Origin of the sequence: Sphaerochaeta sp. (genome assembly GCF_050256055.1) — a bacterium.
Classification (GTDB): Bacteria; Spirochaetota; Spirochaetia; order Sphaerochaetales; family Sphaerochaetaceae; genus Sphaerochaeta.
In genome coordinates this window covers 107,480-127,909 of the sequence record NZ_JBFWIJ010000003.1, presented here as the reverse complement: position 1 = coordinate 127,909, position 20,430 = coordinate 107,480, and the positions used below count along the sequence as shown (strand labels likewise).

Sequence of the window (20,430 nt, the reverse complement as noted above, 5' to 3'; positions counted from 1 at the left end):
GGGGTCCTCCCTGGACTGGAATTCATCATAGCAAATTCGGCAAAGAGAAAATACCCTTGCAGAAATGTTTGCTCTTTCTGGATGAAGGTGGAACAAAATTGATATAGCTAAAACAAATTGACGTTTTTAAGGCGATAATTCATGGACTTCGCTGGAAATGCTCCTCTATACTGCTTGTAGAGAGGCTGTATGGGAGCAAAGACGAATTATGTCAATCGCGAGCTTCGATGGTTGAGCTTCAATGAGCGGGTGTTGATGGCTGCTGAAGGCCAGAATACCCCGTTGATGGAACGGTTGAAGTTTGCCGGTATCTTCTCTTCCAATTTGGATGAATTCTATGCGGTCCGGATTGGTTCCTTGCATCGTGCGCTTCTGGATCCGGTAAATCATCCGATCAAGAGCGATATCCAGCCGAAAATATTGCTCAAGCAGATTCTCAAGGAAGTGAAACGGCTGAATCTTCGGTTGGATGCAGTCGTTGAACAGTTATTTGTAGAGCTGAAGAAACATTCGATCAAGGTGGTGAATGAAGATGAGCTGAATGATGCCCAACAGGAATACCTGGAGGGCTTCTTCAGCCAGACGCTTCGCAGCCGGCTGTTTCCGATTCTGCTTGATCCAAACCGGCCGTTTCCGTATCTCAAGCATGTAACGCTGTATCTAGCCGTCCATATGTACCGGAAAGACGATCCCCAACACTTCCAATATGCCTTGATTGAAGTGCCGACCGATCTCTTGGTGCGCTTTGTTTCGCTTCCCGGAAGGGGAGGATGGCATCAGTTCATCTATCTGGAGGATGTCATCCGGTTCAAATTGGCGGAGATTTTCAAGACGCTCCCGTACGACCGGTTCGATGCCTATACGATCAAAATCAATAGGGATGGGGAATATGATCTGACCGATGAGATAACCCGCAGCCTCTATGAGAAGCTTTCCGCCTCCATCAAGCAGCGCAGCCAAGGCGATCCGGTACGGTTCGTCTATGATCGCGAAATGCCGCAACGCATGCTCGCATACATCACCGAAAAAGCCCAACTGACACACTGCAGGATCATTATTGCGGGAGGTCGATACCACAACGTCCGAGATTTGCTCAGATTTCCCGAAGTGGGGAATGACTCCTTGTATTTTGAGCAGCAAACACCCCTGAAGCATCATACGCTTGATGACAAGCGCAGTCTGCTCGACCAGATAGAGGAGCGCGACCATCTGCTTACGCTTCCCTACCACAGGTACGACTACCTTATTGACCTACTCAGAGAGGCTGCCCTCGATGCCTCGGTACGCTCGATCAAGATGACCCTCTATCGAGTTCCTCAGAATTCCAGTGTGATCAACGCCCTGCAGAATGCCGCAAGGAACGGCAAGGAAGTGACGTTGTATCTAGAATTGCAGGCCCGCTTCGATGAGGAAATCAATATGCAATGGACCGAATTACTCACCACCGAGCACCATATCAACCTCATCAGTGGGGTGGAAGGGATGAAGGTCCATAGCAAGCTGTGCATCATCACCCGCCTGCACGGCAAGAAAACAACCCAAATAGCTATGATCGGGACAGGGAATTTCAATGAAATTACCGCTCGTCAGTACAGTGACCATCTGTTGCTTACCTCCCATCCGAAGCTGACCAAGGAGATTGACCAGTTGTTTCTGTTGCTTGAACGTGGATTTGCCGATGTGAAATTCAAGCAGCTCATCGTATCGCCGTTTCATACCAGAAAACGGTTCATCAACCTGATCAAGAAGGAAATGGAGCAAGCGAAGGCGGGCAATCCCGCACAGATCATCCTGAAACTCAACAATCTGGTGGACGGCCAGTTGATCAAGCAACTGACCAAGGCGCAGAAGAGCGGTGTGGACCTGAAACTCATGATCAGAGGCATATGCTCCATGGCATTGCCTGAAAGCAACCATCATGTGCAGGGAAAAGCCTTGATCGACCGATATCTTGAGCATACCCGGGTGGTCAAATTCCACAACAAGGGCAAGCCTTTGTATTTCCTGGGGTCGGCGGATTGGATGGAACGCAACCTCGATACCCGTATTGAGGTTATGGTTCCGGTGTATAGTCCGGAAATCCAAGCTGAGCTTGAGGTATTCCTGCAGGCCCATTGGGCCGATACCTATGCTTCCTTTGATTTGGGGGAGGCCCACTTCAATCAGCGGTTGCAAACCGGTCAAAGTAATGAGAGACGTGCACAACGGGATTTGTATCGTTGGTACAAAGAGCAAGGAGACACGCAGCATGAGTAAATCTGAAAGCATATATCTGCTGGTCGGGAAAACACTCACATTGGATGATTGGGCGCAAGCCTTTCTTCCCTTTACCATCGCATGGGATCATACCGAGCTGTATGAACAGGGAGTACTGAGTGACCCACAGTTGGATGCAGTCGCGATACTCCGGTATTATCCCGAGGAAAAGCGCATGGAGCTGTATCCGCAGCAGGGCAAATCAGAATGTCTGGAACAGGTGCTGCAGGCGAAGGCTTTGCGTGAGCTGGTCAGCGGACCGGTAACCATATTTGCACGCAAACAGCTTGCGTTGCTACAAGATCAATCACAGATCCTCCTTGACATGGACAGGTTGCATGACTGGCGCGTGGCCCTACGCAAGATCCTGACCATCCTTGCGTTATTGACCCGAGGAATGGAAAAAGAAGAGAGACAGCGCTTCACCAGATCATTATGCGCGCTTTTCAAGCAGAGTGGAAAACTGCGCGATCATCAGGTTTTGGAAGGGCTCTATGCACAATATGGGCTTGCTTCCTTTTTTCCCGTCAAGAAAAGGAATGTGTTGGTGCGTGACCTCCAGTCGATGCTATCTGGGGACATGTTTGTCCAGCTGGAGGAAGTAATCGATGCATCAGCTCTTGCGCTCAGTGCGTTTGAACCGCAGCGATTGGTGGATGTATCCTTTCAAGCCATGGTACGGGCGATGCACCAAGTACATTCCGCCCGGGACATCAAGGCAATGCATTCGGTGCGGAAAAGGATCAAGACACTTCGCCATGCTAACGAGCTTGCCGGTCTGGGAAAACGTGAGGATCTTGTTCAGTTGCAGGATGCTCTGGGAGCCTGGCATGACCGGATCATGATGCAGGACAGACTGCAGAAATGCAAGAAACCGCCGCTTGTCGTCAAGAAGGCTTTGATCGAGTTGGATCTTGCCATTGATGCGTTGGTACAGACCTATCGTCAATTGAGCAAGACGTATTGGGAGGAGCAGAGATGAAAATACTTTCCTTGTACAGTCTCAAAGGTGGGGTGGGCAAGAGTACGGCCAGTGTGAATCTTGCCTACGCCTCCGCTTTGAGAGGATCAAGGACATTGTTGGTTGATCTCGATCCTTTGGGATCATCATCCTTCTGCCTGCAGGTCCATGCACGCAAGAGCCACGGACCTGATGCGTTGATCAAGGGGGGGAAAGCTTTGACCAAGCAGGCGAGGGCGACGGATTACCCCTTTTTGGATGTGCTGCCGCCTTCTGCGGCTTACCGGGATCTGGAATCAATGATCGAGGAGAAAAAACACAGCTCCCATAGGTTGGAGAAAAGTCTGGGAACGCTCGAAGGGGTGTATGATCTGGTGGTCATCGATACGCCGCCTGCCATGGGTTTGATCGGTAAGAATGTCCTGATTTCGTGTGATCTTTTGGTTGTTCCCGTTATCCCGACGGTGTTGGCTATTCAGGCGTATGAACAATTGCTCGAGCAGGTCGAGGGGTTCGGCCTCGACCGACGCAAGGTGCATCCGTTCATCTCCATGATGGACCAACGCAAGCGTTTGCACCGAAGCGTGGCTGATGCATTGAAGAACAGGGAGGAGGCGTTGCATACAACCATCCCCTATCGAAGTGAAATTGAACAGATGACTGTGCATATGCAGCCGTTGGCTGTCCAGAAGCCGAAAGGTGTCGGTTCTCAGGCCTTTACGGCGTTGTTTTCGGAATTGGGAGTCTTGCTTGGCATGTGATGAGGAGAAAAACAGATGAGTAAGTTGATCGGTATCCTGACGAGTGGGGGAGATACCCCGGGTTTGAATTCGGCAATCAGAGCAGTGGGAAAGACCTTGTTGCATGAGGGTGGATACACCTTGATCGGGTTCCTTGATGGATTCCGTGGGTTGATGGAGAATCGATATGTCGAACTGAATGACAGCTATCTCAGTGGCATCATCACCCGGGGTGGTACCATTCTTGGTTCCAGTCGGGACAAGCCGCATAAGATGCCGGTGGGTGGAAAGATCATGGATATGACTGATGTGATCGTGGAGAATTATTATTCCAACAACCTCAGCGGATTGGTGTGCCTGGGAGGCGGTGGAACCCAGAAGAACTCCTATCGACTGGCGAAAGCAGGTTTGAACATTCTCACGCTTCCCAAAACCATCGACAATGATATCGTTCATACCGAAGTATCCTTCGGCTATGATACTGCAATGATGATTGCAACCGAGGCGGTCGACCGGCTCCATAGCACAGCTTCCAGTCATCACAGGATTATTATCCTGGAGACCATGGGGCATAAGGTCGGTTGGCTTGCACTGGGCAGCGGCCTTGCCGGTGGGGCCGATGTCATCCTGCTCCCTGAATTCCCCTATGACGAGCAGGTCATTGCCGACGCCATTCTTCGACGAAGCAGGGAGGGTAAGCGATTCTCAATTGTAGTCGTAGCCGAGGGGGCCATCTCCAAGACGATGGCCAAGATTCGGGAGGAAGAAGGAGGAGAGGAAAAGGTCGAGCTGATGCTCAAGACCCGAACCGCGGAACTTGCAAAAACTTTGGAACAGATGACAGGAAGGGAGACAAGGGTCACCATCTTGGGGTATGTGCAACGCGGAGGTACTCCCACTCCCTACGACCGGATGCTTTCCACGGCGTTGGGAAGCCGTTGTGCGATCGAAATCATGAAGGACAAATGGGGTTCCATGATGGCATTCCAGCATAATAAGATCGTGCCGGTGGCACTGGAGAAGGTTGCAGGGCCGGTAAAATATATACCGACCGACCACTATTTAGTTGAAAGTGCACGGAAGATTGGCGTCTGCTTAGGAGCTTAAGGGGTTAGCCGGCAAATTGCTTAATCAGGAAGAGAACAGAAAATTGTAGATTGCTTTAGCAAGAGTGGCCTAAGCATGGTACATTTTTTGTACATTCTCCTAGAAAGGAAAAGGAGAGGGCTTCCCGACCAAAGTTGTCCCTCTCCAAGTTGCAATAATGCTTCTAGAGATTGCCATTGAATTGGCAGAATTGCAAGTGGTCGAAGGCGAAGGCCCTCCCAATGCCCAAATCCTGTGTGTTTACTCCTGCACCTTCTGCCGCACCAGGCTGCACGGCCACGGATGGAGAAGGCGTTATTACATCACAGACAGTCTTGGCCTGGGAAAGGCAAGCTCTTGTGTTGTGGAAGACAGGAAGTTCAGGAATCCTGTTGAACGAATGATCTTCGCCATGGTCGCCTCCCGTATCACCAGTCCCGGCTCCAAGCTGTCCATCGAGCACTGGGTCGGCAACAAGGTGCTCGTTCCCGATCTGAAAGAGGTGGACGTGCACAACCTCTACCGGACGATGAACCTTCTGGTCGAGTCGGATGAACAGGTACAGCATGCAGCATTCACTTCCGTTGCAAAGGAAGCGAAGCAGGAACTCGATCTGGTGTTCCTGGATATGACGAACACCTACTCCGAATGTGAAGTCGATGACAGTCCTTCGGGACTGCTCAAGCGGGGAAGAAGCAAGGACAATCATCCGGAACTTCCCACCGTCTCCATCGCCTTTGCGGTTACAAAACAGGGCATCCCCATACGATGCTGGACCTTCCCCGGCAATACCCGCGACCAGAAGATCGTTGATCAGGTGAAGAGTGACCTCGGCCAGTGGAACCTGGGTAGAGTCATCCTGGTGGGCGATGCCGGATTCAACAGTGTTGAGAATCGCAAAGTGTTCTTGAGGGAATGCGGAGACTTTATTATCGGCGAGAAGCTTCGCACCGGCTCTGAAGACACAGTAGTTGAGGCCCTGCGCTGCAAGCTATGATCTTAAGAAAGAATACAAGAGCAGTATACATATCGCATGTATTGACAGGATGTGATAGATTTTACCTCTATGTAAGGTGATTCTCCTATGCCTGTATAGCTGGGATTGAAGGATTTGAAAAGCAGGAAGCTTGATCCCCAAGTATATGATGAGTATCAAGAGTCTTGTATTCCATGTACCCTATACATACAAACCCGATTCTTCTAATACGGAGCAGGAACAAATGGTTAATTATGAAGGTGACTATGCGATAACCCACGCTTTGGCCTATACGGATGGGGCTCTGCTACGTGACATCACCATAGTGGTGAGTGAGGGAATCATCACGTATGTTGGCAAGTATGAGCAAAAGAGGGTACAGCATCTCAAGCAGTATGATGCCAAGGGTAACCTTGTGGGCCCTGGCCTTGTCGATATGCACATCCATGGCTGTGGGGGTTTTGATTCAACCAGAGGTAATGTACAGGAAAACCTTGAAGGCATGGCCCTGTTTCTTGCAGGGAAGGGTATAACGAGTTTCCAGCTTGCAGTTGTCATGGATTTGGATCTCTTGGGCCAGATCAAGAAAGCAATGGATACAAGTGCTTTCCTGTCATCCCATCTGCTTGGGGTCTATGTGGAAGGTCCTTTTATCGCACCTGAAAAAAAGGGTGGCATCCTATCTTCAGGTATTAGGGCCTTTGATAGGGAGTATCTGGACAGTATTCTTGCAATCAAGTGTGGAAAGAAACCACTTGTCACCTCGATGACCATAGCTCCTGAACTGCAAGGCAGTGAAGAACTCTCGAGTATCTTGGAGCAGAACAACATTGTTGTGGCCTATGGCCATAGTGATTGTCCCCTGGAGGCATTGAAACCTAGGAATACGATTCACCTTACCCACCTCTTCAATGCAATGAGTGGCATAGATCACAAGCGCCCTGGTTTGGCAGCCATGCCGTTTGTCCGTGAATTCAGCCATGCAACGTATGAACTTGTTTGTGATGAAGTGCATGTGCATCCGTCAGTGATAGACTTGACGATCAATTCACTTGGCACTGAAAGGCTATGCGTGGTTTCTGATGCCATGTGTTTGGCGGGTATGGGCGCCGGTGAAGGCATCTATTTGGGCAGGCAAATCTATTCGAATGGAAAAGCCTGCTATTACCGTGAAAGTGACATACTGATAGGCTCTGCGATGCTGATCAGCGAATCAGCAAAGAACCTTGTTCATAAAAATTTACTGGACAAGCAATCCTTCTTTCAAGTTGCGTGTGAAAATCCCTTACGGGTGCTTTCGCAAACAGATCGAGGCAGCATCAAACCCGGATACAAGGCTGACTTGGTGATGCTTTCTTCTGACATGGAGATCCAAGAGGTTTTCAAGGCAGAGCAGAAATGTACTGCCAAGTCTCATGAATGGTCGGTAGGGAATGATGTGTGCTAGGTGATGAAAGAAAGGAATCATCGCGTATCACTACGAAGATGATTCCAAAATCTTACGTACATTCTTTTGGGAATCCGTAGGGACTCAATTGTTTCCCTGATTCTTATCGTACGAGGGCCTGTCAATAGTTTTGTGTAAATGATTTTCTATAGTTTTGCTCTTCCTTCAAACAGTATAGAAAACTGATTGAGTGCGACACCCCAATTCCTGATTGGCATACTTCATTTCTTCGAGGCCTTGTTTATTGCAAGATACATGATCTTGTAGATCGATTCATCGGTAGGAAGTGCCGCACGGTTTTTCGTTGCTTTGCGCAGCGAGAAGTTCATGGATTCTATGGCATTGGTGATATAGATGATTTTCCTGATCTCTTCAGAGTACTTGAAGAATTCCACGAGATCCTCCCAATGGGTTTCCCATGGCTTCTGGATCATGAGATATTTGGAATTCCAAGATTTGCCGAAGTCCTCAAGGCTCTGCAGCGCCTCCTCCTCGGTGACGGCTCCCGATTTGACTCCCCCGACAGTTACGTGAACTATGTCGGATACTCGGAAAGGAGGTTAGGGTAAGCAAGGGTCATATATCCCATATGGGCAACACGTGCATCCGAAGGAACATCATCCAGGCGGCTTGGGGTGTTTTAAAAATAACAGAATGCAACCTGCTTTCAGAAAGATACGAGCATTTGAGACTGAGAGGTAAGGGCAAGCCTGTTGCAGCTGTCACAGGAGCTAAGAAGATGATCCAGTTGAGCTACATCCTGGTGAGAAACAATGGAATCTATGAGTTCACCATGCAACAAGGTCTTGCAGGCTTCCGAAGAAGACCCCAGTACCATAAGCTTGCAGAATTGTTTGATTATCTACCTGAACCAATCAAGATGGAAATGAAGGAGATTGACAGGTCAAAAAAGGAAAGAGGCAGCTGCAACTACCTCTCGTTCCAAGAAACTCACATACCTTTTGTAACTAAAATATAGTAATGTTCACGGAATCTGCAAGCCACCGGGTGGCGCATGGGTGTGCCCCAAAATGTACACATATCTTTGGCTGAAAGAGATAAGTACAATTCTCTGTATTTAGAGCTTGACAACAGTAGCCAAACAAAAACCCACACGCTTTGGTGTGGGTTTGCTATTCCCTTATCTATAAGGGATTTGTTGTAGAGCGCCCAACGGGAGTCGAACCCGCTTCTTCAGCTTGGAAGGCTGAGGTAATACCATTATACGATAGGCGCAGTCGCAAATACGTTCCTTTTTATAATTGATTCTCCCATCTTCGTCAAGTACCTCCAGTTGACAGAGATGGCAAAACATTGCTACAAGTACCTCAGATTAGTGAAGCGAGGATAATAAGCGTGGGACAGCGTGGAGAAGTGTATTCAACGAGGCTTGTCAAGAATGACAGGACCTATTTCTTTAACGTGAAAGAGAACATCTATGGGGACATGTTCCTCAATATGGTCGAAAGCAAAGGCACTCCTGACAGTGACCGATTCATCAGACAATCAATCATCGTCTATCAGGAAGACCTTGGTGAATTTTTGAAAGAATTGCAGAAATCCTTGGATTTCATCAAACAGAACAGCAAGCAACAATAAGTTGCAAACACTGAGGCAGTCTGCTTGGCTGCCTCTCATTTTTCTTGGAGGGCGCAATGAGGGAAATTCGGGCAATAACTATACAGGAAGTAGAGGAAGTCTCGTCCTTCGTTCGCCGCGTATTCGACCAATTCATTGCTCCAGGATACTCAGCTGAAGGCAGAGCGCAGTTTTATGCATACATTCGTCCGGATGCAATGACAGTACGGCTGCAAAACCAAAGTGTCGCATTCGGGATATGGGAGGAAGAGCAGATTGTGGCATGCATTGAAATACGTGACGGCAATCATATCGCCTTGCTCTTCACCGATGCGCTGTATCAACAAAGGGGACTGGCAAGAAAACTGATGGAGGTCGCACAACAGACCTGTTCGACGTTTGCAGAGTTGTCGGTGAACGCTTCACCCTTTGCGGTGGGCATTTATGAAAAACTTGGATTCATCCCCCAGTCTGAAGAAAGGGTAGTAAATGGGATCAGATTCACCCCGATGATAAAATCGCTTCAAAAGAGCTGAGCCTGCTTAGTTTCCGGTTTCCCGCTCAAGGCTATATGGAAGGTCCTTCGGTGAATCGGAGAGAGGCCGTACAGAAGACAAGCCTTGCGGTGCTCCTCAGTCGGATACCCTTTATGCTTGGAAAATTGGTACAACGGCCATTTCTCATCGCATAAAACCATATAGCGGTCACGTTGGTTTTTTGCCAAAATAGAAGCTGCCATAATCTGTGCGACGGTGGCGTCACCTTTGACGATGGCCTTGGTAGGACAATCGAGATTCGGTTTTTGGTTGCCATCCACCAAAGCCAAGTCGATAGCTACCTGTTTTTGCAGTTTTCCAAACGCCCGTTGCATAGCCAATAGGGAAGCTTGCAAAATGTTGATACGATCGATCTCCTTCGCCGTAGCAATTCCGATCGCCCAGTACAGGGCCTTTTCCTTGATAATAATCTCTGCTTCCAATCGCTGCTTTTCCGTCAAAGCCTTGGAATCACCAAGTACAGAGAACGGAAAAATTTCCGGCAGGATGACCGCCGCAGCTACAACGGGCCCTGCCAACGGCCCCCTGCCGGCTTCATCCAGACCGCAGATCACCTTCGGTTCTTCTTGATGAAAGAGCTCTTGATCCATTTCGTACTCCTACTGTTTTCCCAAGTCATCCTATGCTATAATCGCCACAATACAGCGTCAAGCGGAAAGAGGGTGTAATTTGTTTCTAAAGAGCCTTGAGATCTATGGCTTCAAGTCCTTTGCCGACAAGGTCAACTTGGAGTTTGCCGATGGAATCACCAGCCTATTGGGGCCCAATGGATGTGGAAAAAGCAACATTGTGGATGCAATCAAGTGGGTGCTCGGTGAACAATCGACCAAGACGCTCCGTGCCGGACGAATGGAGGATGTGATCTTCAATGGGACCGATACCCGTAAACCCCTGCAGGTGGCAGAGGTTACCCTGGTTATTTCCAATGAGGAACACCACCTCCCCCTAGATGATGCGGAAGTGGAGATCAAACGCAGGATCTTCCGTAACGGGGAAAGTGAATACTATCTGAACCGTAACCGCGCCCTATTGAAAAATATCCGGGAGTTGTTCTTTGATACCGGGGTGGGTAAAAGCGCCTATTCCATTCTGGAACAGGGGAAGATCGACCAGATCCTCTCCTCAAAACCGGAGGATCGCCGGTATATCTTTGAGGAAGCTGCAGGCATTTCCCGATACAAGGTTCAAAGCCAGGAAGCCGAGCGAAAGTTGGCGAAAACCGATGAGAACATCCTGCAGGTTGAAACCATCCTCAAGGAAGTCAAACGGAATTACGAAACAAAGAAGAACCAAGCGGCAAAAGCCGTCTCCTATCGCGAACTCAAGCGGGAACAGTTTTCCCTGGAAGTGGATATCCAGCTCTCCACGTTGAAATCCTATATACTTCTGCGTGAGAACAAAATAGAACTCAAGGATCGCTGTGAGCAGGAGTATGAGGCAAAGAAGGGCCTGTTGAACCAAGGCGATGAGAAAATTGAAGCGATGCAAGACCAGCTTCGCAGTCTGGGTTCGCAACGCATCCAAATCCAAACGGAATTGCAACGACTGGATGAATCGATCAAAGGCAAGGCGGACAAACTTGAACTGCTTACCCAGCGTTTTCGGGATTTTCTGCTCCAGAAAGACCAAGCGTTTTCCCGGGCACAGGTGATTCAGGAACATATTGAACGGGATACCGGCGAGATAGACCAAAAACTCTCGGATATCGAGGATTTGGAGGATTCCATCACCCAGATCCAGGATGATCTGGAGCGAAACCAAAAAGCCATCGAACAAACCCGATTTCTTTTGGTCGGCCAACAGGATGAAATTGCCAAGCGCGAGCAGGAGAACCGCGAACTCGATGCCCTTCTGGAGGAATTGACGCTTCAGATCAAAGAATTGAGTGATGTCATCGTCGTCCAATTGGAACAGAAGCTTGCCCAGACCGGATACAATTTGGAGGGGAAACGCCTGGCAAGGAGCAAGGTTGTTGAAGGCATTCTGAACCTGAAGCACCGCATCGAGGAACAACAGCAATTTTTATCCCAGCTTTCCCGTACCACACTGAAAGGAGAAGATATCGCCCAACGGCAGATGAACTTCCAACAGAGCATCCTCGACGGCCTGTCCTCCTTGGAGACACTGTTCAATTCCTATGAAGCGATGCAACCTACCTTCCTTGATGAATTGATTTCGCCGGAAGGAACCATTGCCAAGAAGCATCAGGTGGATGAACGGATGCTCAATGTACGAAGGCAATTGCAAACCAACCGTGACCGGATCGTGTATCTGCGAGAGGAGAATGAACGGCTCTCCGGGCAGATTGAACAATATCAGGAGGCTATTGGAAACCAACGGCTTGCCATGAACCAGATCCAGTCCCAGAAGAGCGCAGCAAAGGAATGGGTGGTCAAGCTCCAGCGATCGGTCACCGAACAGGAGTACCAATACAAGGATGCGATCAACCTGAGTGAGACTGCCCAGCAGCGGATCTACGAGACGCAGGAGGATATCCGTTCGGTGGAAGCTGAAGTGAAGGCGACCAAGGAACGCATCGCTTCCCTGAATGTGGATCTCAAGGATCTGATCGCTGTCATCGATGCACAGAGTGAGGAGATACGCGCCCAGCAACTGCAGAAGAACGCAGACTACGAGGCCCTGCAGACCCTTCGCAGTGAAAAAGACAAGCTGGATTTGCAGATAGAACAACTTGCCAGCAATGTGTCGAACCTATACACATCCTTCTTTGAGAATTACGGAAAGAGCCTCAAGGAGTTTGAGGGCAGATTGACAGATGAAATCGTTGACATTCCCGTACTCAAGGTTCGGCTGGAAGAAGTCAGGAAAAACATCGAGGGGATGGGATACATCAACCAGATGGCCGAGGAGGAGTATTCAGAAGTCAAGGAACAGTATGATTTTTTGACCAAGCAGCTTGATGACCTGTACAAGGCCAAGTCGGATCTGGATGCCGTGGTGCTCCAGATCAAGATGCGCAGTGAGGAATTGTTTCTCGCCTCCTACAAGCAGATTTCCCAGAATTTCCAGGAAATGTTCCGCAGGTTGTTCGGAGGAGGCCGTGCCGAACTTTCTTTGGTCGACCAGCAGAATGTCCTTGAGAGCGGGATCGACATCCTGGCCCAACCGCCGGGAAAGAAACTGACCCATCTTTCATTGCTCAGCGGCGGGGAACGCTCGATGACCGCCGTGGCCTTGCTGTTCGCCACCTATCTGGTCAAGCCGTCTCCGTTCTGCATCCTCGACGAGATCGATGCTGCGCTCGATGACCGCAATATCGGATATTTCCTTTCGGTACTCGAGGAGTTTGCGATGAAAAGCCAGTTCATCATCATCACCCATAACAAGCATACCGTCATGGGCAGCCAGACATTGCTCGGCGTTACCCAGATGGAAGCGGGGGTCTCTACGATGGTCAGTTACCGGATCGGGAGGATAGAGGGGGAACAGGTCATCCTCAATGATGCCCAACAGGAAGTAACCTTTGATGAAAATGGAAGCTCTGAAGCCAAGCCTTGACAGAAAAGTCTGGTGTACGGTATAAGATGTAACTTGAGTGAAATTAACAATAGAGTAAGGTAATGTTTGATTCAATAAGCGATAAGTTCTCCGGCATCATGCGAACGCTTGCCGGCAAATCCAAGATAACCGAGAAGAATATCCAAGAGGCCGTTGAGGAAATCAAGGTAGCCCTCTTGGATGCCGACGTGAACCTGAGGGTCGTCAGACGTTTCATCAACGGCACGATGGAAGAAGCACTCGGCGAGAAGGTCCTCAAAGCGGTCGATCCCGGACAGCAGTTCGTCAAGATCGTATATGACCGTATGGTCGCCTTGCTCGGGGATGAGGAGAATCAGAAGCTTTCACTCAAAGGCCCCGATACCACGACCGTCATCCTGATGATGGGTCTGCAGGGCAGTGGTAAAACCACTACCAGCGCGAAGCTTGCAGCACGCCTCAAGAAAGAGGGTCGCAGGCCGATGCTTGTTGCAGCTGACTTGGTGCGCCCGGCCGCAATTCTTCAGTTGAAGGTACTCGGCGAGGCTGTCGGTGTTCCTGTATTCAGTATAGAAGGGGAGAAGGATCCTTCCAAAGTGGCCAAGGCTGCGCTCTCCCAAGCAAAGAAGGATCAACGGGATATCCTGATCGTCGATACCAGCGGACGGATGCACCTCGATCAAACCCTTATGGATGAGATCCAGCGGGTTCGGGATACCCTTAAACCGGATGAAACCTTGTTCGTCGCCGATTCGATGACTGGTCAGAACGCAGTGACCATTGCTCAGGAATTCGAGCAGAAGGTCGGTATTTCCGGGGTGGTGCTCTCCAAGTTCGACAGTGATACTCGGGGTGGTGCCGCCCTTTCGCTCCGATCGGTGGTGGGTAAGCCCATCAAGTTCATCGGGGTAGGCGAGAAAATCGAAGATCTTGAGCCGTTCTATGCTGAGCGTATCGCCAGTCGAATCCTTGGCATGGGTGATATTGTAAGCCTGGTTGAGAAAGCCCAGGACGCAATGGATGCCCAGGAAGCGATGCGGATGCAGGAGAAGATGGCGAAGAACACCTTCGACCTGCAGGACTATCTGGACCAATTGAACAATATGGACAAAATGGGCTCGGTTGAACAGCTGTTGGAAATGATTCCAGGGGCGAAAGGCCAGATCAGTGAAGATGATATCGATAAAGCGGAAATTCGTCGGGAGAAAGCAATTATTCTGTCGATGACCTATGCGGAACGGACGAATTACCATATAATGGGACCGTCGAGACGCAAGCGGGTTGCCTCAGGTAGCGGTACCGCCGTATCCGATGTCAATCGGCTGCTGAAGAAGTTTGAGAAAATGCGACTTACTATGAAGAAGTTGGCAAAAAATAAAAAATACCAGGCTGCAATGCTGAAACAGATGGGTATGTAGAGTTGAATTCGTAGGAGGAATTGACGTGAGCACAAGCATGAGACTGAAGAGATTTGGCAGCAAGAAGAGACCTGACTACCGAATCGTAGTGATGGACTCCAGGGCAAACACCCAGAGCCGCACCCTCGATGAGGTTGGACAGTACCATCCTCTGGCCGAAAAGGACCAGCAGGTAGTATTGAAGGTTGAAAAGATCAAGGATTGGCTTGCCAAGGGTGCACAGCCCAGCGACACGGTGAAGAGCCTGCTTAACCGCAGTGGTGTTACGGTAGCCAGAACTTCCCAGGAATAAGTTCCAGGAGATAGTTGTGGAAAAAGATCTTGTTGAATACATTGTGAAATCACTGGTTGATGTCCCTGACGAAGTCAGCATCAATGTAATCGAGGGCGAGAAGTCCACGATTCTTGAGCTGAAGGTAGCCAGCGAGGATGTCGGCAAGGTGATCGGCAAGCAAGGCCGCATTGCGAAGGCGATCAGGACCATCCTGAGTGCCTCGGCTACCAAAGGTGGAAAGCGTGCCGTGCTGGAGATTCTGGACTGATATGGAACCAATGCTCTGGACTGCAACCGTAATGAGCCCGTTCGGGGTCAACGGAGAGGTGAAGATCCATCCTCATAACGACGATTGTTCCTACCTGAAGAAACTCAAGGTAGTAATTCTGCGTGCAAAGGATGGATCGGAGCAGAGCATTGCTGTTGAACATTTCAGAATGCTCGGCTCCCAAGCCCTGATGAAATTCGCCGGTTATGATACACCGGAGGATGCCAGGGCTTTGAATGGGCAGCATATTATCGTGGAACGGAGCAAGGCAGCCCCGCTGAAGAAAGGCCAGTACTACGTAGCCGACCTGATTGGTTGTGCCATGGTGCACGAAGGGAAACAGGTCGCTCAGGTAGTCAGCAGTATTGACGGTGCTCAGGCTGTGTTGCTTGAGGTTCGAGGGAATGACGACAAGCTCTACATGGTTCCGTATTTGACGGAGTTTGTAGGCGCTGTCGATCTCGAGAATCGAACGATCGAGTTGAAGGCTCCCTGGATTCTTGCGTGAAGATACAGATAGTCACCCTGTTCCCTGATATGGTGGAAGGGTTTTTCAAGAATTCGATCATGAAGCGTGCTGTAGAGAGCGGCAACGTCGAGTATGAAATCATCGACTTCCGCCGGTTTGCTACGGACAAACATCTCAGTTGTGACGATGTACCCTATGGGGGGGGTGCAGGGATGGTGATCAAATGCGATCCCCTCTGCAAGGCTCTCGATTCCATCCAGGCAAGGGAAAAACGGGTGGTCTATGCATCTCCTTCCGGGAAACGCTTCACACAGCAGTATGCTGAAAGCCTGAGCAAGGAAGACGAATTGGTCTTCATCTGTGGTCATTACGAAGGGATTGACCAACGGGTGATCGACCTATATGTTGATGACGAGATCAGCATTGGGGATTATGTGATCAGTAGTGGAGAGGTTTCCACCTTGGTTTTGATCGATGCAATCTATCGTCTGATAGACGGTGTGATCAGCAGCGAGTCTCTCTCCGAGGAGAGTTTCACTCAGAATCTGCTCGAATATCCCCAGTATACAAGGCCTGAGACCTATTGCTCAAAAGATGTCCCTGTTGTATTATTGAGCGGACATCATGCCAACATTGGCCACTGGCGACTACAGAAACGGTTGGAGAAGACTTTGTCCAATCGACCGGATCTGTTGGAGACGGCATCTTTGGATGCGCACTCCAGAAAGATTTTGAATGCATTGAAAGAACATAGTGCGAAGGGGACCGTAGACGATGGATGTTATTAAGGCTATTGAGTCGGAACAGATGAAGGAAAATGCAGAGAATTTCTGCGTTGGTGATACCGTAAAGGTATATTTCAAGATTATTGAAGGTACCAATGAACGTGTCCAGGTATTTGAAGGCCTGGTCATTGCCAAGAACAATGGTGGAATCCGGAGAAGTTTTGTTGTCCGGAAGATCTCCTACGGAGTGGGTGTGGAAAGGATTTTCCCCTTGCATTCTCCCCGTATCGAAAAGATCGAAGTCATCCGCAAAGGCCGTGTCAGAAGAGCAAAGCTCTACTATATCAGAGGCAAGGTCGGCAAGAAGGCAAAGGTCAAGGAGCTCATCCGCAAGAAGAATGCCTAAGGGCATCATTCATGCACCCGGGGGACGGCAGCTTGCCGTCCTTTTTTTGCACTCTTGCCCATCTTGGGAAAAGAGGGTAGTCTGAAACGCATGAGGTAGAGGATGGAAGCTGAAAAAAAAAGCAAGGAAAACGTGCTGAGCAAGAACCAGAGGAAGCGTGACAAACGCAACCGTTCCAAGAAGCAAGCCAAAGCGAAGGTAGTGCAGAAGGAAGGTGCGTCCAAGCCGAAAAACACCCTCCTGCCCGATCCCGCACGGAGAATTTACCATAGTAATCTTCCCCAGGTTCCGGTGAAAAAGGTAACTGAGCCTCTGGACACGTGTATCATCTGCGGACAGGTCATTGATGTCATTGCCAGTGCCATGACCCATCCCCAAGGCGGATTCTGTCACTTTGACTGTGTATTGGAAAAATTGAAGGCTGAGGAACAGCTTTCCGATTCGCAGAAGATCAGTTATATAGGCCGCGGTACCTTTGCAGTGGTTCAGCAGAATGAGGATGGTACGTTCACCTTCGTCAAACGCATCGTCTGGGAAAATGCCGAGGCGCTGGAAAAAATGAAGAAATATGTGGAGACCGTCAAGCAATGAGTGCAAACAGCAGGACTGCCATGCTTCCCGGATCTTTCGATCCACCGACCAATGGGCATATCGACATCATAGAGCGGAGTGCCCGCTTGTATGAAAAGCTCTATGTAGTGGTTGCCGACAACGTGCAGAAGCAGTGTCTTTTTACTCCCGATGAACGCATGGAGATGCTCAGGCAGATTCTGCAATCGCATCAGAACATAGAGGTGGTCAGTTATCGCGGATTGGTCGTGGATTTCGCTCGAGAGCATGAGGTGGGAGTGATGATCCGCGGAGTCAGGGCGTTGGTCGATTTCGGTTACGAGTTCGAACTGGCCATGACCAACAAGCAGCTCAACCCATCGCTTGAAGTGCTCTTTCTCCCCACCAGCCCCAAGTATTTTCAGCTGAGATCGAGTGCCATCAAGGAAATGGCTGCCTATGGGGCCGACATTTCGCCGATGGTTCCCCCATTGGTCGTACAAATGATGAGAAAACGTATCAAGTTGTTGACGCTTTAGGGGTTTTCCGTTATTCTTGCAAACGTGTCAAAATTTTGTGTAGCATAAGAGGATATCAACATGGCAACACCCAAATATAAGACTTCAAAGGCTAGTGCCGCTTCCAGAAAAGCAGCAAACATGCGCCTTGCGACCCCCACACTCTCCCGTTGTGGTACCTGTGGGAATATGGTCCTCCCTCACCGTGTCTGCCCGAAGTGCGGATTTTATCGTGGAGTGCAGGTCATCGAGCTGCAGGACAAATAAGTAATATTTCAGGAGAAGCGAGATGGATAGCAAGGAAGTTTTTGAGAAAGTAAAGTCTTTGATTGCAGAGAAGCTGGAGATCGATGAGAACAAGATCACCATGGAGGCCTCCTTCCGCAAGGATCTTGGAGCCGACAGTCTCGATACCTATGAGTTGGTGTATGCCATCGAAGAGGAACTGGGTATTTCCATTCCTGACGAGAAGGCCAATGAGTTCGAAACTGTGAAGGATGCTGTAGATTTCCTTGCCACCCAGCTCTAAGGCTAATCGGTTCTATGGAGAGCACTCTCTTCACAAGAGCTCCCGCCATCTCTGAAGCTAGAGAGCGGGAGCTTCTTGCATTCATTGCAGACAGCCATATTTCCATACAAAACCTCGCACTGCTCAACCTTGCATTCACCCACCGTAGTTATGCCAATGAGACGCTCGAAGTTGTTGACAACAATGAGCGTTTGGAATTCTTGGGGGATAGTGTCCTGGGTGTTTGCGTCGCCGATTGGCTTTTCAGAAATCTGCCCGCCAAACAGGAGGGGGATTTCTCAAAAATCAAAAGCGTCGTTGTCAGTGAAGACAGTCTTGCCGTCGTCGCCCGCAAGCTGAATGTCGATCGGTATCTTTTGATCGGCAAAGGTGAAGAGAACAGCGGAGGACGGACCAAGAAGGCCCTGCTTGCAGATTGCATGGAAGCTTTATTCGCAGCATGCTACCTGGACAGCGGGTTCGAAGCGGCGAAGCGTTTCGTCATGGAAAACTTGGAAGTGCAGATCCGGGCTGTGCTGGAAGATGATTACCACCGCGATTACAAGACAAGCTTGCAGGAATATATGCAAAAGCGTTGGCGTAAGGTTCCTTCCTATCGGTTGGTAAAGAAAACCGGCCCAGAGCATGACTATACGTTTTTTGTCGAAGTTGACGTCAACGGACGCATTTTCGGCCCTGCACGGGGTGGAAACAAGAAGGAAGCCGAACAACAGGCTGCCAAACTTGCTTACGACTGCCTCGCTGAGTCCAAGAACGACTGATACGCCTTTGCCAGCTGGAGCAACTGTTGCCGCTCATTCTGCCTTGGGTCGTCCAATACGGTCTCAAGCAAATAGGAAAGGGTGGCTCCGATGCGCGTTCCCTTAGGAATGCCGAGTCCAATCAGGTCGTTGCCGTTGATAGCAAGATCCTTGATGGAGAGTGCGTCCTGCTGTTCGATGATGGTTCGGATCCGTCCTTCCAATTCCTCCAGAAGCCGTATGTCCGCCTTGCCGTGGATTGCTATCTGGTCTGCCATTCTGAGGACGAACAAGGCTCCGATCTCATCCTTTCCCACTGTGGTGATGAAACGGCGAACCGCACTGTCGGTCCAATTGCTCTGGTATGCGAACATATGATGACGAACCAGATGAGAGACCTGCTGGATTTGCTCGTTGCTTGCCTTCAAGCGCTTGAGCACCGTTTTCGTCAGGTTCTCTCCGACCACATCATGTTGATAAAACGTATTCCGCTGTGCATGATAGGAAACCACTTCACTTTTTCCGATGTCATGCAGCAATGCGGCGAGTCTGACCTCCAGTCGACCGGTGAGCGCCACCGATGCTTGGCAAACAGCAATACCATGATCCAGCACATCCTGGTGGTGCATCCCTTTCTGTTCGATCCCTTCCCCCGCAGCGAGTTCAGGGAGCACGATCGGAAGCAACCGGCATGTCTTGAGGTAGTACAAACCTTTGGATGGATGATCGGAAAGTACCAATTTGAATAATTCATCCCGAATCCGCTCGCTGCTGACCATCCTCAGTCCCTCTCGTTTGGCCTGCATGGCATCAAGGGTGTTTGCTTCTATGGAGAAGTCGAGCTTGCCGGCGATACGGCAGGCCCTGAGAATTCTCAACCCATCCTCGGAGAAGCGTTGAGACGCATCCCCGATCGCCCTGATCACCCTATGCTTGAGGTCCTGCAATCCTTCATGCTGGTCGATGATGATTCCACTCTCGCAGTCGGCGGCAAATGCATTGATGGTAAAATCCCTCCGCTTCAGGTCCTCTTCAAGGCTGCGGATGAAGGTCACCGAATCCGGATGTCTGCCGTCGCGATAATCGCCTTCACTACGGAAGGTGGTGACCTCGAAGCTCTGATGCTCAAAATGAACGGTTACGGTCCCATGTTCGATACCGGTCGGTATGACATGGTGAAAAAGACCTATCACCTGCTCGGGAAGGGCATCGGTGGTAAAGTCATAATCCTCGTTTTCCAGGCCAAGGAGATGATCGCGAACGGCTCCTCCCACGATGTACAGGGAAAAACCGGATGCTTTGAACTGCTTTGCAAATCGCTTGATTACAGGCGGAATGGGAAAGGTATGCATAATCAGACAGTAACGCGCCCAAGGCTGAAGGTCAACGGGGAAAATCCTTCTGTAAAGGTTGTCATTTACGCCAGATATGAATA

The 20,430-nt window shown here is 49.8% G+C and carries 23 protein-coding genes, 1 tRNA gene and 1 pseudogene; 21 read left to right on the top strand and 4 right to left on the bottom strand.

The features are described 5' to 3' along the window. Positions 1-189: 189 nt before the first annotated feature. The 6 genes from ppk1 (at position 190) to AB7C91_RS02075 (ending at position 7,466) form a co-directional block, all read left to right on the top strand. Positions 190-2,256: a polyphosphate kinase 1 gene (ppk1, locus tag AB7C91_RS02100; RefSeq protein WP_428588906.1), complete on the top strand. Its 2,067-nt coding sequence runs from the start codon at positions 190-192 to the stop codon at positions 2,254-2,256. Then, on the top strand, positions 2,249-3,238 hold the full coding sequence (locus AB7C91_RS02095; RefSeq protein WP_428588903.1) for a CHAD domain-containing protein: 990 nt from the start codon (positions 2,249-2,251) through the stop codon (positions 3,236-3,238). The genes ppk1 and AB7C91_RS02095 overlap by 8 nt, the downstream gene beginning before the upstream one ends. Beyond that, on the top strand, positions 3,235-3,978 hold the full coding sequence (locus tag AB7C91_RS02090; RefSeq protein ID WP_428588900.1) for a ParA family protein: 744 nt from the start codon (positions 3,235-3,237) through the stop codon (positions 3,976-3,978). The genes AB7C91_RS02095 and AB7C91_RS02090 overlap by 4 nt, the downstream gene beginning before the upstream one ends. Before the next feature lie 15 nt (positions 3,979-3,993). After that, entirely contained in the window at positions 3,994-5,064 is a 1,071-nt protein-coding gene (locus tag AB7C91_RS02085; RefSeq protein ID WP_332446720.1) for an ATP-dependent 6-phosphofructokinase, read from the top strand. A 157-nt stretch (positions 5,065-5,221) separates the two neighbouring features. Next, a complete protein-coding gene (locus AB7C91_RS02080) occupies positions 5,222-6,040 on the top strand; it encodes an IS1634 family transposase (protein WP_428588897.1) in 819 nt (272 codons plus the stop codon). Between the two features lie 223 nt (positions 6,041-6,263). After that, positions 6,264-7,466 (top strand): N-acetylglucosamine-6-phosphate deacetylase, encoded by a 1,203-nt coding sequence (locus AB7C91_RS02075; RefSeq protein WP_428588894.1) that lies wholly within the window; start codon positions 6,264-6,266, stop codon positions 7,464-7,466. 146 nt (positions 7,467-7,612) lie between these two features. On the opposite strand, the pseudogene AB7C91_RS02070 reads toward AB7C91_RS02075, so the two are convergent. Next, positions 7,613-7,969, bottom strand: a pseudogene (locus AB7C91_RS02070) (transposase); the annotation flags it as partial. An 86-nt stretch (positions 7,970-8,055) separates the two neighbouring features. On the opposite strand from AB7C91_RS02070, the gene AB7C91_RS02065 reads away from it, so the two are divergent. Then, a complete protein-coding gene (locus tag AB7C91_RS02065; RefSeq protein ID WP_428588891.1) occupies positions 8,056-8,445 on the top strand; it encodes a hypothetical protein in 390 nt (129 codons plus the stop codon). 186 nt (positions 8,446-8,631) lie between these two features. Here the strand turns inward: AB7C91_RS02065 and AB7C91_RS02060 are convergent. After that, positions 8,632-8,702: transfer RNA gene (locus AB7C91_RS02060), tRNA-Gly, on the bottom strand. Between the two features lie 120 nt (positions 8,703-8,822). Between AB7C91_RS02060 and AB7C91_RS02055 the strand changes: the two genes are divergently transcribed. Together AB7C91_RS02055 and AB7C91_RS02050 are read left to right on the top strand one after the other, a co-directional pair. Next, a complete protein-coding gene (locus tag AB7C91_RS02055; protein ID WP_332446717.1) occupies positions 8,823-9,065 on the top strand; it encodes a DUF3276 family protein in 243 nt (80 codons plus the stop codon). Positions 9,066-9,121: 56 nt separating this feature from the next. Further along, positions 9,122-9,580 carry a GNAT family N-acetyltransferase gene (locus AB7C91_RS02050; protein WP_332446716.1) on the top strand — a complete coding sequence of 153 codons (459 nt, stop codon included), beginning with the start codon at positions 9,122-9,124 and terminating at the stop codon, positions 9,578-9,580. On the opposite strand, the gene AB7C91_RS02045 is transcribed toward AB7C91_RS02050, so the two are convergent. After that, positions 9,568-10,191, bottom strand: a complete 624-nt coding sequence (locus AB7C91_RS02045) for a ribonuclease HII (RefSeq protein WP_428588887.1) — start codon at positions 10,189-10,191, stop codon at positions 9,568-9,570. The genes AB7C91_RS02050 and AB7C91_RS02045 overlap by 13 nt on opposite strands. Before the next feature lie 79 nt (positions 10,192-10,270). On the opposite strand from AB7C91_RS02045, the gene AB7C91_RS02040 reads away from it, so the two are divergent. The 12 genes from AB7C91_RS02040 to rnc all read left to right on the top strand — a co-directional run bounded on the left by AB7C91_RS02040 (position 10,271) and on the right by rnc (position 19,016). After that, positions 10,271-13,120: a chromosome segregation SMC family protein gene (locus tag AB7C91_RS02040; RefSeq protein ID WP_428588884.1), complete on the top strand. Its 2,850-nt coding sequence runs from the start codon at positions 10,271-10,273 to the stop codon at positions 13,118-13,120. A gap of 62 nt (positions 13,121-13,182) precedes the next feature. After that, positions 13,183-14,517, top strand: a complete 1,335-nt coding sequence (gene ffh / locus AB7C91_RS02035; protein ID WP_332446713.1) for a signal recognition particle protein — start codon at positions 13,183-13,185, stop codon at positions 14,515-14,517. Positions 14,518-14,542: 25 nt separating this feature from the next. Then, on the top strand, positions 14,543-14,809 hold the full coding sequence (gene rpsP, locus AB7C91_RS02030; protein ID WP_332448376.1) for a 30S ribosomal protein S16: 267 nt from the start codon (positions 14,543-14,545) through the stop codon (positions 14,807-14,809). A gap of 16 nt (positions 14,810-14,825) precedes the next feature. Beyond that, on the top strand, positions 14,826-15,059 hold the full coding sequence (locus tag AB7C91_RS02025; protein WP_198890115.1) for a KH domain-containing protein: 234 nt from the start codon (positions 14,826-14,828) through the stop codon (positions 15,057-15,059). Between the two features lies 1 nt (position 15,060). After that, positions 15,061-15,567, top strand: coding sequence for a ribosome maturation factor RimM (rimM, locus tag AB7C91_RS02020; RefSeq protein ID WP_332448378.1), 507 nt, complete (start codon positions 15,061-15,063; stop codon positions 15,565-15,567). Continuing rightward, positions 15,564-16,316: a tRNA (guanosine(37)-N1)-methyltransferase TrmD gene (gene trmD, locus AB7C91_RS02015; RefSeq protein WP_332448379.1), complete on the top strand. Its 753-nt coding sequence runs from the start codon at positions 15,564-15,566 to the stop codon at positions 16,314-16,316. The genes rimM and trmD overlap by 4 nt, the downstream gene beginning before the upstream one ends. Further along, positions 16,303-16,659 (top strand): 50S ribosomal protein L19, encoded by a 357-nt coding sequence (gene rplS, locus AB7C91_RS02010; RefSeq protein WP_332448380.1) that lies wholly within the window; start codon positions 16,303-16,305, stop codon positions 16,657-16,659. Before trmD ends, rplS begins: the two co-directional genes overlap by 14 nt. Before the next feature lie 102 nt (positions 16,660-16,761). Then, positions 16,762-17,250, top strand: a complete 489-nt coding sequence (locus AB7C91_RS02005) for a hypothetical protein (RefSeq protein ID WP_332448381.1) — start codon at positions 16,762-16,764, stop codon at positions 17,248-17,250. Next, positions 17,247-17,747, top strand: a complete 501-nt coding sequence (gene coaD / locus AB7C91_RS02000; RefSeq protein ID WP_428588879.1) for a pantetheine-phosphate adenylyltransferase — start codon at positions 17,247-17,249, stop codon at positions 17,745-17,747. Before AB7C91_RS02005 ends, coaD begins: the two co-directional genes overlap by 4 nt. Positions 17,748-17,807: 60 nt before the next feature. After that, the gene (rpmF, locus tag AB7C91_RS01995; protein ID WP_332448383.1) at positions 17,808-17,993 is read left to right on the top strand and encodes a 50S ribosomal protein L32; all 186 of its coding nucleotides are present in this window, start codon (positions 17,808-17,810) and stop codon (positions 17,991-17,993) included. A gap of 22 nt (positions 17,994-18,015) precedes the next feature. Continuing rightward, positions 18,016-18,255 carry an acyl carrier protein gene (gene acpP, locus AB7C91_RS01990; protein WP_332448384.1) on the top strand — a complete coding sequence of 80 codons (240 nt, stop codon included), beginning with the start codon at positions 18,016-18,018 and terminating at the stop codon, positions 18,253-18,255. A 14-nt stretch (positions 18,256-18,269) separates the two neighbouring features. After that, positions 18,270-19,016, top strand: a complete 747-nt coding sequence (gene rnc, locus AB7C91_RS01985; protein WP_332448385.1) for a ribonuclease III — start codon at positions 18,270-18,272, stop codon at positions 19,014-19,016. Here the strand turns inward: rnc and AB7C91_RS01980 are convergent. Further along, on the bottom strand, positions 18,983-20,347 hold the full coding sequence (locus tag AB7C91_RS01980; protein WP_332448386.1) for a CCA tRNA nucleotidyltransferase: 1,365 nt from the start codon (positions 20,345-20,347) through the stop codon (positions 18,983-18,985). The genes rnc and AB7C91_RS01980 overlap by 34 nt on opposite strands. Positions 20,348-20,430 lie beyond the last annotated feature (83 nt).

What these genes read in the sequence shown, in the direction of transcription:
- AB7C91_RS02050 (WP_332446716.1), top strand. Translation starts at nt 9,122, where the DNA reads ATGAGGGAAATTCGGGCAATAACTATACAGGAAGTAGAGGAAGTCTCG.
- rpmF (WP_332448383.1), top strand. Translation starts at nt 17,808, where the DNA reads ATGGCAACACCCAAATATAAGACTTCAAAGGCTAGTGCCGCTTCCAGA.
- AB7C91_RS01980 (WP_332448386.1), bottom strand. Translation starts at nt 20,347, where the DNA reads ATGCATACCTTTCCCATTCCGCCTGTAATCAAGCGATTTGCAAAGCAG.
- rnc (WP_332448385.1), top strand. Translation starts at nt 18,270, where the DNA reads ATGGAGAGCACTCTCTTCACAAGAGCTCCCGCCATCTCTGAAGCTAGA.
- AB7C91_RS02095 (WP_428588903.1), top strand. Translation starts at nt 2,249, where the DNA reads ATGAGTAAATCTGAAAGCATATATCTGCTGGTCGGGAAAACACTCACA.
- ppk1 (WP_428588906.1), top strand. Translation starts at nt 190, where the DNA reads ATGGGAGCAAAGACGAATTATGTCAATCGCGAGCTTCGATGGTTGAGC.
- rimM (WP_332448378.1), top strand. Translation starts at nt 15,061, where the DNA reads ATGGAACCAATGCTCTGGACTGCAACCGTAATGAGCCCGTTCGGGGTC.
- AB7C91_RS02065 (WP_428588891.1), top strand. Translation starts at nt 8,056, where the DNA reads ATGGGCAACACGTGCATCCGAAGGAACATCATCCAGGCGGCTTGGGGT.
- AB7C91_RS02075 (WP_428588894.1), top strand. Translation starts at nt 6,264, where the DNA reads ATGGTTAATTATGAAGGTGACTATGCGATAACCCACGCTTTGGCCTAT.
- AB7C91_RS02080 (WP_428588897.1), top strand. Translation starts at nt 5,222, where the DNA reads ATGCTTCTAGAGATTGCCATTGAATTGGCAGAATTGCAAGTGGTCGAA.
- ffh (WP_332446713.1), top strand. Translation starts at nt 13,183, where the DNA reads ATGTTTGATTCAATAAGCGATAAGTTCTCCGGCATCATGCGAACGCTT.
- acpP (WP_332448384.1), top strand. Translation starts at nt 18,016, where the DNA reads ATGGATAGCAAGGAAGTTTTTGAGAAAGTAAAGTCTTTGATTGCAGAG.
- AB7C91_RS02090 (WP_428588900.1), top strand. Translation starts at nt 3,235, where the DNA reads ATGAAAATACTTTCCTTGTACAGTCTCAAAGGTGGGGTGGGCAAGAGT.
- AB7C91_RS02045 (WP_428588887.1), bottom strand. Translation starts at nt 10,191, where the DNA reads ATGGATCAAGAGCTCTTTCATCAAGAAGAACCGAAGGTGATCTGCGGT.
- rplS (WP_332448380.1), top strand. Translation starts at nt 16,303, where the DNA reads ATGGATGTTATTAAGGCTATTGAGTCGGAACAGATGAAGGAAAATGCA.
- coaD (WP_428588879.1), top strand. Translation starts at nt 17,247, where the DNA reads ATGAGTGCAAACAGCAGGACTGCCATGCTTCCCGGATCTTTCGATCCA.
- AB7C91_RS02005 (WP_332448381.1), top strand. Translation starts at nt 16,762, where the DNA reads ATGGAAGCTGAAAAAAAAAGCAAGGAAAACGTGCTGAGCAAGAACCAG.
- AB7C91_RS02085 (WP_332446720.1), top strand. Translation starts at nt 3,994, where the DNA reads ATGAGTAAGTTGATCGGTATCCTGACGAGTGGGGGAGATACCCCGGGT.